Below are 8,881 nucleotides of genomic sequence, written 5' to 3'. Positions count from 1 at the left end.
GTAGGGGGTTAGCCGAAGCCTGTCAACGCGGCCGATGATCGCGCGGCGGAGTTTCCGGCCGGGTAAGAGGTCAGGCGTTGTAGTGGAAGATGTATTCGAGCACGAACTTGGTGCCGAAGAACGCCAGTACCAGCATCGCGACGCCGGCCAGTGTCCAGCGCACCGCCTTGGGTCCGCGCCAGCCGAGAAGATGATGCCCTGCCAGCAGGCCGGCGAATATCAGCCACGCCAGCAGCGACAGGATGGTCTTGTGGGCCAGGTGTTGGGCGAACAGGTTGTCGACGAACACGAACCCGCTGACGATGGCTGCCGTCAACAGCAGCATGCCGCACCAGATCAGCTCGAACAGGAGTTGCTCCATGCGGGTCAGCGGCGGCAGCACCTGGACGATGCCGCTGGTCTGACGGCGCTTCAGCGCGTGGTGCTGAAAGCCGAGCAGCGCGGCCTGGACCGCGGCGATGGCCAGGAAGGAGAACGCGGCGATCGAACTCAGGATATGGAAATAGAGACCGGGGGAGACGCCGGACTCGATCATCCGGCTGGGCATGCCGACGACGCCGACGATGGTGATGGCGGCCAGCGGGAAGACGCAGACGCCGGCGTTGAGCACGGGCTTGAACAGGCTGGCGGCCAGCAGCAGCGCCACGACCAGCCAGCCTACCAGTGCCGCGCTCTGGGTCAGGCCCAGGTGCAGGCCGTGGGGGCCGATGATGGCCAGGGCGACGATGAAGGTGTGGCAGGCCAGCGCGATCAGCCCGACGCCGCGCACCCAGGTCGGGCGTTCGGCGACCCGGCGGGCGAGGCTCAGGCTTTGCCACAGCCCGGCGGCGAGATAACAGACAATAGCGACAAGGGCGAAAGGAAGCGCCGGCATCGGTGTTTTGGCCTCGTGGGCGGTCTTCGAACAGCCGCCATGACGATGAAAAGAGTACGAGATGCGGATGTGCCAGGGGCTGTTGCCGGTGGCAACGAACCCTGGATGACAGGCCATCGCGCTCCGCCGCCACTATACCCAATCACCGCCAACTCGCCCAGCCATCGACTCGTGGCACCGCGCTGCATGGAGCCGAACCGCATCCATGCGTATAATGCTGCCCACATTCCTTTCCAGCGGCGTCGCGAGCTCGGGTTCGAGCCACGCTGGCGCCAGGCATCGCTGCCCGGAGCGTTTCATGTTCGAAAGTCTCTCCAATCGCCTGTCGCAGACGCTCAAGTCGATCACCGGCCAGGCGCGTCTGACCGAAGACAACATCAAGGACACGCTGCGCGAGGTCCGTCGGGCCCTGCTCGAAGCCGACGTGGCGCTGCCGGTGGTCAAGGACTTCGTCGACCGCGTGCGCGAGCGCGCGGTCGGGCAGGAGGTCTCCAAGAGCCTCTCGCCGGGCCAGCAGTTCGTCAAGATCGTCCAGCAGGAGCTGGAGTCGATCATGGGCCAGGCCAACGAGGCGCTGACGCTCAAGGGCACGCCCGCGGTCGTGTTGATGGCCGGCCTGCAGGGTGCGGGCAAGACCACCTCCGTCGCCAAGCTGGCCAAGTACCTGCGCGAGCGCGAGAACAAGAAAGTGCTGGTGGTCTCCGCCGACGTCTACCGGCCGGCGGCCATCGATCAGCTCGAGACGCTGGCCAGGGAGGTCGAGGTCGACTTCTTCCCGTCGACCAGCGCCCAGCAGCCGGTGGCGATCGCCGAGGCGGCGATCAAGCACGCCAAGATCCAGTTCCACGACGTGGTGATCGTCGACACCGCCGGGCGGCTGGCGGTGGACGAGGCGATGATGGCGGAGATCCAGGCCCTGAATCGAGCGATTCAGCCCCAGGAGACGCTGTTCGTCGTCGATGCCATGACCGGCCAGGACGCCGCCAACACCGCCAAGGCGTTTCACGACGCGTTGCCGCTGACCGGGGTCATCCTGACCAAGGCCGACGGCGATGCGCGCGGCGGTGCGGCGCTGTCGGTGCGTCATATCACCGGCAAGCCGATCAAGTTCATGGGGATGGGCGAGAAGGTCGATGCGCTTGAGCCGTTCCATCCCGACCGGGTGGCCTCGCGCATTCTCGGCATGGGCGACGTGCTGTCGCTGATCGAGGAAGCCGAGCGCAACGTCGACAAGGGCAAGGCCGAGCGGCTGGCCAAGAAGGTCAAGAAGGGCCAGGGGTTCGACCTCGAGGACTTCCGCGACCAGCTTCAGCAGCTCAAGAAGATGGGCGGCATGGGTGGCCTGATGTCCAAGCTCCCGGGGATGGGGCAGATGGCGGAGATGGCCCAGAACAAGGGTGCCGAGCAGGAGTTCGGCAAGCTCGAGTCGCTGATCAACTCGATGACCCCGCAGGAGCGCCGCAAGCCCGAGATCATCAACGGCTCGCGCAAGCGTCGTATCGCCATGGGTGCGGGGCTGCAGGTGCCCGATCTCAATCGTCTGCTCAAGCAGCACAAGCAGATGCAGAAGATGATGAAGAAAGCCGGCCAGAAGGGCGGGATGCAGAAGATGATGCGCGGCATGTCCGGCATGATGGGGGGCGGAGGTCCTGGCGGCCCCGGAGGCCCCGGCGGAATGGGTGGCATGGGCGGCGGCGGTTTCCCCCGGCGCTGACTCGTCCACCCGCAACCGTCAACCGCAACAAAAGGTTTCCAACACACGGTGTTTTCCGTAGAATGCTGCGTCTTCGTCTCGGGCGTGTGTCCGAGAAGACTCGATTTCGTGGCGTAACGATTAACTTAACCGAAGGATTATCAACGCAATGGTAACCATTCGTCTGGCACGTGGTGGCGCCAAGAAGCGTCCCTTCTATCACCTGACCGTCAGCGATTCTCGCGTTTCCCGCGATGGACGCTTCATCGAGCGCGTCGGCTTCTTCAATCCGGTCGCCCGCGGCCAGGAAGAGCGCCTGCGTGTCGATCTGGACCGCGTCACCCACTGGCAGTCCCAGGGTGCGCAGGTCTCCGAGCGCGTTGCCGAGCTGGTCAAAGAAGCTCGCAAAGCCCAGGCCTGAGTTCGATCGTCATGCCGCAGGCGGCTCGCAAGACACCGTCGGGTGACACCTTGCCGAAAGACTCCGAGCAGGACAGGCTGATGCCGGGTGACGAGACGCAATATGTGGTGCTGGGTCGGTTGACCAGCCCGCACGGCGTGAAAGGGTGGCTCAAGGTCTATTCGTATACCAGCCCGGCCCAGGGCATCTTCGATTATCCGATGTGGATATTGTCGATGCAGGGGCAGCGGCAGTCGCGTCGTCTGCTCGAGGCGCGGCCGCAGGGCAAGGGGTTGGTGGTGCGGCTGGAAGGCATCGACACGCGGGAGCAGGCCGAGCAGTGGGCCGGTGCCGAAGTGGCGGTGGAAAAGACGGCGCTACCCGAACTGGATAGCGGCGAATATTACTGGCATCAGTTGGAAGGACTCGAAGTGGAGACCCGCGACGGCGTCAAGCTGGGACGTGTCGACCACTTGTTCGAGACCGGTGCCAACGATGTGCTGGTGGTCAGGCCCTGCGAGGGGAGTCTCGACGATCGCGAGCGGCTGTTGCCGTTCCTGCCTGACGACGTCATCGTTCAGGTCGATCTGGCCGATCGCTCCATGATCGTCGACTGGGACCCCTCCTTCTGACGACGACAGTGCTGGCACCCTGTGCCGCTGTCCAGGTCGGTGAGAGCCAAGCGGTCGGCGACGGGTAGGAGAAGCGTACCGTGTGGATTGGTGTCGTATCCCTGTTCCCGGAGATGTTCGAGGCGATTACCCGGCACGGTGTCACGGGGCGCGCCGTGGAGCGGGGAGTGCTGGAACTGGCGTTCTGGAATCCCCGGGACTACGCCACCGACAGGCATCGTACGGTGGCCGATCGCCCCTATGGCGGTGGCCCCGGCATGCTGATGAAGGTCGACACCTTGCGCGGTGCACTGGCCGAGGCGCGCGCCGGTGCCGAGTCCGCCGGCCATCGACCCAGCGTGATCTACCTGTCTCCCCAGGGACGCAGGCTGGACCAGGCAGGGGCGCGGGAGCTGGCGACACGTGACGGCTTGATCGTCGTGGCGGGTCGTTACGAAGGTATCGACGAGCGCGTGGTCGAGGCCGATATCGATGAAGAGTGGTCGATCGGCGACTACGTGCTGAGCGGCGGCGAGCTGCCGGCCATGGTGATGATCGATGCGCTGGCGCGTGAGGTGCCCGGGGTACTGGGCCACAGCGATTCGGCCAGCGAGGATTCGTTCGCCGACGGCCTGCTGGACTGCCCGCACTACACGCGGCCCGAGGTCATCGATGGCCATCGTGTCCCGGACGTCCTGCTCAGCGGCAATCACGAGCTGATTCGTCGCTGGCGGCTGAAGCAATCCCTCGGGCGCACCTGGCTCAGGCGCCCGGATATGCTGGAGAGCCGAACGTTGGATCGCGAACAGCGCAAGCTGCTCGACGAATTCATCGACGAACACGCCGCGGGAAGCAGGTCCTCCCGCGACGGCGGTGCATGAGGCGACAGCTCCTCGAACAGCGTGACTGTCGAGTGAAGTGATCGTCGACATGTGTCATCCACGAGTCCGATTCCGCCCCGACCGTTCGCCGGACGGGCGCCGGGATCACGAAACGCCCCCAGGGACGTTTCTTCAACGAGGAGCAAGACATGAGTAGCAAGAACAAGGTGATCCAGGCGCTCGAGAACGAGCAGATGAGCAAGGAAATCCCGGCGTTTGCGCCCGGCGACACCATCGTCGTCCAGGTCAAGGTCGTGGAAGGCAGCCGCGAGCGCCTCCAGGCTTTCGAAGGCGTCGTCATCGGCAAGCGTAACCGCGGTCTGAACTCCGCCTTCACCGTGCGCAAGATCTCCCACGGTGTCGGCGTCGAGCGTACCTTCCAGACCTACAGCCCGCTGGTGGCCGGTATCGAAGTCAAGCGTCGCGGCGACGTGCGCCAGGCCAAGCTCTACTACCTCCGCGAGCGCAGCGGCAAGTCTGCCCGCATCAAGGAAAAGCTGGGCTGATCCGGCCCGCGCCTCCGCTCGGAGGCGTATCCGGCTGGTCCGCAGGAAACCCCGCGAGTCGTTCGGCTCGCGGGGTTTCCGCGTTATGATGGCGCTTTTGGCCACGCCAGTTTGTCCGTCACGGAGCCGCATGAACGATCACGACCGACGCGATGCCTTCCTCGATGCGCTATGGCTGGAGCGCGGCGCCAGCGAGCACACGCTGAGTGCCTATCGCCGCGATCTGACGGCCTGGATCGGCTATCTCGAAGCTCAGGACGAACGGCTGCTCGCCCCGGGCGATAGCACGCTGGCGGCGTTCGTCGAGGCGTGTCGCGAGCGCTATCACGCGCGGTCCATCGCCCGGCAGCTCTCCTGCCTGCGCCGCTTCTACCGCTGGGCCCTGGCCGAAGGGCTGATGAGCCACGACCCGCTGGCGGAGATTCAGGCGCCGCGAGTGCAGCCGGGATTGCCATCGACGCTCGAGGAGCGCGATGTCGATCGCCTGCTGTTGGCGCCGGATGTGGAGACCGCGCTGGGATTGCGTGATCGCGCCATGCTGGAAGTGCTCTACGCCTGCGGTTTGCGGGTGTCGGAGCTGGTGGGGCTGACGCTGAATGCGGTCAACCTGCGCCAGGGGGTGGTGATGGTGCGCGGCAAGGGCGACAAGGAGCGTCTCGTGCCGCTGGGGGAAGAGGCCCTCGAGTGGGTCGAGCGCTATCTGCGTCAGGGCCGCAACGAGCTGATGCGGGACATTCGCCAGCCGCCGCTGTTTCCCGGGCGACACGACGGTTTCATGACCCGCCAGACCTTCTGGTACCGGCTCAAGCACTACGCCAAGCTTGCGGCCATCGACAAGCCGCTGTCGCCACATACGCTGCGTCACGCCTTCGCGACTCATTTATTGAATCATGGGGCCAATTTACGTGTCGTACAGTTGCTGCTGGGTCACAGTGACCTGTCGACCACGCAGATCTATACCCACGTGGCCCAGGCGCGCCTGGAAGCGCTGCACGCCCAACACCACCCGAGAGGTTGAACATGAGAAGTCGTTTACTGCCTGCCCTTGCCCTGATGGGCGTGGCTCTGGCGCCGAGTGCGTTCGCCGAGCCCCCCGCCGATCTCGCCGACAAGCTGAATGCCCACGGCGGCCAGCCGCTGCCGATCGAGGCCATCGACGATTCACCGGTACCGGGGCTCTACGAGGTGCGCCTGCGCGGCGGTAACACGCTCTACTCGGACGCCGACGGCCAGTACCTGATCGTCGGCGATCTCTACGAGAACGCCGAAGACGGCATGGTCAACCTGACCGAACAGGCGGCCAATCAGCGCCGCAAGGCCCTGGTCGACGCCGTTCCCGAAGATCAGCGCGTGGTCTACAAGCCGGCCGGGAAGGTGAAGGCCAGGCTCACCGTGTTCACCGATCCCACCTGTCCGTACTGTCACAAGCTGCATGCCGAGATGTCCCAGCTCAACGACATGGGTATCGAGGTAGACTATCTGGCCTTTCCTCGCATGGGCCCCAACTCCGACGCGGCACGGCAGCTCGCCAAGGTCTGGTGCGCCGACAACCGCTCCGAGGCGATGAGCGCTGCGTTTCGCGGTGACGAGGTGGAGGCGCCGAAAAGCTGCGATGCCCCCATCGCGTCCCAGTATCGACTCGGCGTCGAGTCCGGCATCCAGGGGACGCCCGCGATCATCTTCCCCGACGGCAAGATGGTGCCCGGCTACCTGCCGGCGAAGCGTCTGGCGGCGATGCTCGACGTGAACGCCGACGGCGACAGCTGATGCCCGGCGTGAATCCCTCCGAGTCAGCTTGACAAGGGGGGCTGGGCTTTCTACCGTGACCGCCCTTCAGGGCGCTTTGTGGATGAAATCCGTTCGACAGAGGACAGGTGCCGTGACCGCGGCCACCGCTCCGGAGGGTGATGCAACCAGTACAACCGAGCAGGGGAGAGCGACATCTTGGATCCGGTGAGAGTGGGTATCTGCGGGCTGGGCACCGTGGGCGGTGGCACCTTCGACGTTCTGACGCGCAACGCCGACGAGATCGCTCGTCGCGCGGGTCGTCCAATCGTAATCGAGCAGGTGGGTGCGCGTCGTGACAATCCCCATTGCGACACCTCCGGGGTCAAGGTGACGCGTGACATCTTCGAAGTCGCGCGCAACCCCGACATCGATGTGCTGGTGGAACTGATCGGCGGCTACGACGTCGCCCGCGAGCTGGTGATGACGGCGATCGAGCACGGCAAGCACGTAGTCACCGCCAACAAGGCACTGATCGCCGTCCACGGCAACGAGATCTTCCACGCCGCCCACAAGAAGGGGGTGATCGTCGCTTTCGAAGCGGCCGTGGCCGGTGGCATTCCGGTGATCAAGTCGCTGCGCGAAGGCCTCGGCGCCAATCGCATTCAGTGGCTGGCCGGCATCATCAACGGGACCGGCAACTACATCCTGACCCACATGCGCGACGAGGGCCGGGCGTTCGAGGACGTCCTCGCCGAAGCCCAGGCGCTGGGCTATGCCGAGGCCGATCCGACCTTCGACGTCGAAGGCATCGATGCCGCCCACAAGCTGACGATTCTCGCCTCCATCGCCTACGGCGTGCCGCTGCAGTTCGATCGCGCCTATACCGAGGGTATCGCGCGGATCACCGCCGAGGACGTCGAGCAGGCCGATAACCTGGGCTACACCATCAAGCATCTGGGCATCACCCGCCGTGGCGACAACGGCGTCGAGCTGCGCGTGCACCCGACGCTGATCCCCAAGGAGCGGCTGCTGGCCAATGTGCACGGGGTCAAGAACGCCATCGCCGTGATGGGCGACGCCGTGGGGCCGACCCTCTATTATGGTGCTGGCGCCGGTGCCGAGCCCACCGCCTCCGCTGTCGTTGCCGATCTGCTCGACGTGGCCCGCAATATCGCCACCGCCCACAGCTATCGGGTGCCCTACCTCGCCTTCAGCGGCGTCAACGACGAAGCCAACGCGCTGCCGATCCTGCCGATGGAAGAGATCGTCACGGCGTATTATCTGAGGCTGCTGGCGGTGGACCGCCCCGGCGTGCTGGCGCGGGTGGCGACGATCCTTGCCGAGCAGGGGATCTCGATCGAGGCGATCATCCAGAAGGAAGCCACCGAGGGTGAACTGGTGCCGATCATCCTGCTGACGCACCGGACCCGTGAGAAGCACATGAACGAGGCGATCCGTCAGCTGGAATCGCTGGCCGACATCGCCGGGCCGGTGACGCGAATCCGCGTCGAGTCGCTGGACGAACAGGAATAACTTCAGTTCCGAGCCGTAAGCCGCGAGCGTGTCGTGCTCGAAGCCCGCAGCTCGAAGCTCGTCACTCACGGAGTGAAATATGCGTTATATCAGTACGCGCGGCCAGGCGCCGGCGCTGAATTTCGAGGAAGTGGTGCTGACCGGCATGGCGGTCGACGGCGGGCTCTACGTGCCGGAGACGGTGCCGCAACTGTCGCCTGAAGAACTCGCTTCGATGGCCGGGCTCTCCTACGCCGAGATCGCCTTCCGGGTGATGAAGCCGTTCGTCGGCGGCGAGATCGACGACGAGACGTTCCGAGGGCTGGTGCGCGACACCTACGCGACGTTCAGCCACGAGGCGGTGGTGCCGCTCAATCAGCTCGACGCCAACCACTTCCTGCTCGAGCTGTTCCATGGCCCGACCCTGGCGTTCAAGGATGTCGCGCTGCAGCTGCTGGGGCGCATTCTCGACCACTTCCTGGCCAAGCGTGGCGAGCGCGCCGTGATCATGGGCGCCACCTCCGGCGATACCGGCTCGGCGGCGATCGAGGGCTGTCGCCACTGCGATCATCTGGATATCTTCATCCTGCATCCGCACAACCGGGTCTCCGAGGTGCAGCGACGCCAGATGACCACGGTACTGGCGGACAACGTCTTCAATATCGCCATCGAGGGC

General features: G+C 65.2%; 10 protein-coding genes. 9 read left to right on the top strand and 1 reads right to left on the bottom strand.

What is annotated here, in order from left to right; all coding sequences use genetic code 11:
• Nucleotides 1-70: 70 nt before the first annotated feature.
• Complete coding sequence (locus AC3AYF_RS14610) at nt 71-874, bottom strand: cytochrome C assembly family protein (RefSeq protein ID WP_295037264.1); 804 nt, start codon at nt 872-874, stop codon at nt 71-73.
• A 298-nt stretch (nt 875-1,172) separates the two neighbouring features.
• Between AC3AYF_RS14610 and ffh the strand changes: the two genes are divergently transcribed.
• From ffh to AC3AYF_RS14565, 9 genes are all read left to right on the top strand, one after another.
• Nucleotides 1,173-2,588: a signal recognition particle protein gene (ffh, locus tag AC3AYF_RS14605; RefSeq protein ID WP_295037233.1), complete on the top strand. Its 1,416-nt coding sequence runs from the start codon at nt 1,173-1,175 to the stop codon at nt 2,586-2,588.
• 148 nt (nt 2,589-2,736) lie between these two features.
• The gene (gene rpsP / locus AC3AYF_RS14600; RefSeq protein WP_075560779.1) at nt 2,737-2,988 is read left to right on the top strand and encodes a 30S ribosomal protein S16; all 252 of its coding nucleotides are present in this window, start codon (nt 2,737-2,739) and stop codon (nt 2,986-2,988) included.
• Between the two features lie 80 nt (nt 2,989-3,068).
• The gene (gene rimM, locus AC3AYF_RS14595; protein ID WP_295037267.1) at nt 3,069-3,599 is read left to right on the top strand and encodes a ribosome maturation factor RimM; all 531 of its coding nucleotides are present in this window, start codon (nt 3,069-3,071) and stop codon (nt 3,597-3,599) included.
• An 80-nt stretch (nt 3,600-3,679) separates the two neighbouring features.
• A complete protein-coding gene (trmD, locus tag AC3AYF_RS14590; protein ID WP_487779910.1) occupies nt 3,680-4,459 on the top strand; it encodes a tRNA (guanosine(37)-N1)-methyltransferase TrmD in 780 nt (259 codons plus the stop codon).
• A gap of 149 nt (nt 4,460-4,608) precedes the next feature.
• Nucleotides 4,609-4,965 carry a 50S ribosomal protein L19 gene (gene rplS, locus AC3AYF_RS14585; protein ID WP_295037237.1) on the top strand — a complete coding sequence of 119 codons (357 nt, stop codon included), beginning with the start codon at nt 4,609-4,611 and terminating at the stop codon, nt 4,963-4,965.
• 130 nt (nt 4,966-5,095) lie between these two features.
• Entirely contained in the window at nt 5,096-5,983 is an 888-nt protein-coding gene (gene xerD, locus AC3AYF_RS14580) for a site-specific tyrosine recombinase XerD (RefSeq protein ID WP_295037239.1), read from the top strand.
• A 2-nt stretch (nt 5,984-5,985) separates the two neighbouring features.
• Nucleotides 5,986-6,732, top strand: a complete 747-nt coding sequence (locus AC3AYF_RS14575) for a thioredoxin fold domain-containing protein (RefSeq protein ID WP_295037241.1) — start codon at nt 5,986-5,988, stop codon at nt 6,730-6,732.
• 177 nt (nt 6,733-6,909) lie between these two features.
• Nucleotides 6,910-8,226 carry a homoserine dehydrogenase gene (locus AC3AYF_RS14570; RefSeq protein WP_295037243.1) on the top strand — a complete coding sequence of 439 codons (1,317 nt, stop codon included), beginning with the start codon at nt 6,910-6,912 and terminating at the stop codon, nt 8,224-8,226.
• A 79-nt stretch (nt 8,227-8,305) separates the two neighbouring features.
• A partial coding sequence (locus AC3AYF_RS14565; protein WP_487779909.1) for a PALP domain-containing protein occupies nt 8,306-8,881 on the top strand: 576 nt, incomplete at its 3' end.

This window comes from Salinicola sp. (assembly GCF_982684285.1).
Note: the sequence above shows the minus strand (reverse complement) of the source record. Positions and strands in the feature narration are given on the sequence as shown.

Excerpts from the sequence above, each read along its gene's own strand:
- ffh (WP_295037233.1), top strand. The coding sequence starts at position 1,173 with ATGTTCGAAAGTCTCTCCAATCGCCTGTCGCAGACGCTCAAGTCGATC.
- rimM (WP_295037267.1), top strand. The coding sequence starts at position 3,069 with ATGCCGGGTGACGAGACGCAATATGTGGTGCTGGGTCGGTTGACCAGC.
- rplS (WP_295037237.1), top strand. The coding sequence starts at position 4,609 with ATGAGTAGCAAGAACAAGGTGATCCAGGCGCTCGAGAACGAGCAGATG.
- AC3AYF_RS14610 (WP_295037264.1), bottom strand. The coding sequence starts at position 874 with ATGCCGGCGCTTCCTTTCGCCCTTGTCGCTATTGTCTGTTATCTCGCC.
- xerD (WP_295037239.1), top strand. The coding sequence starts at position 5,096 with ATGAACGATCACGACCGACGCGATGCCTTCCTCGATGCGCTATGGCTG.
- rpsP (WP_075560779.1), top strand. The coding sequence starts at position 2,737 with ATGGTAACCATTCGTCTGGCACGTGGTGGCGCCAAGAAGCGTCCCTTC.
- AC3AYF_RS14575 (WP_295037241.1), top strand. The coding sequence starts at position 5,986 with ATGAGAAGTCGTTTACTGCCTGCCCTTGCCCTGATGGGCGTGGCTCTG.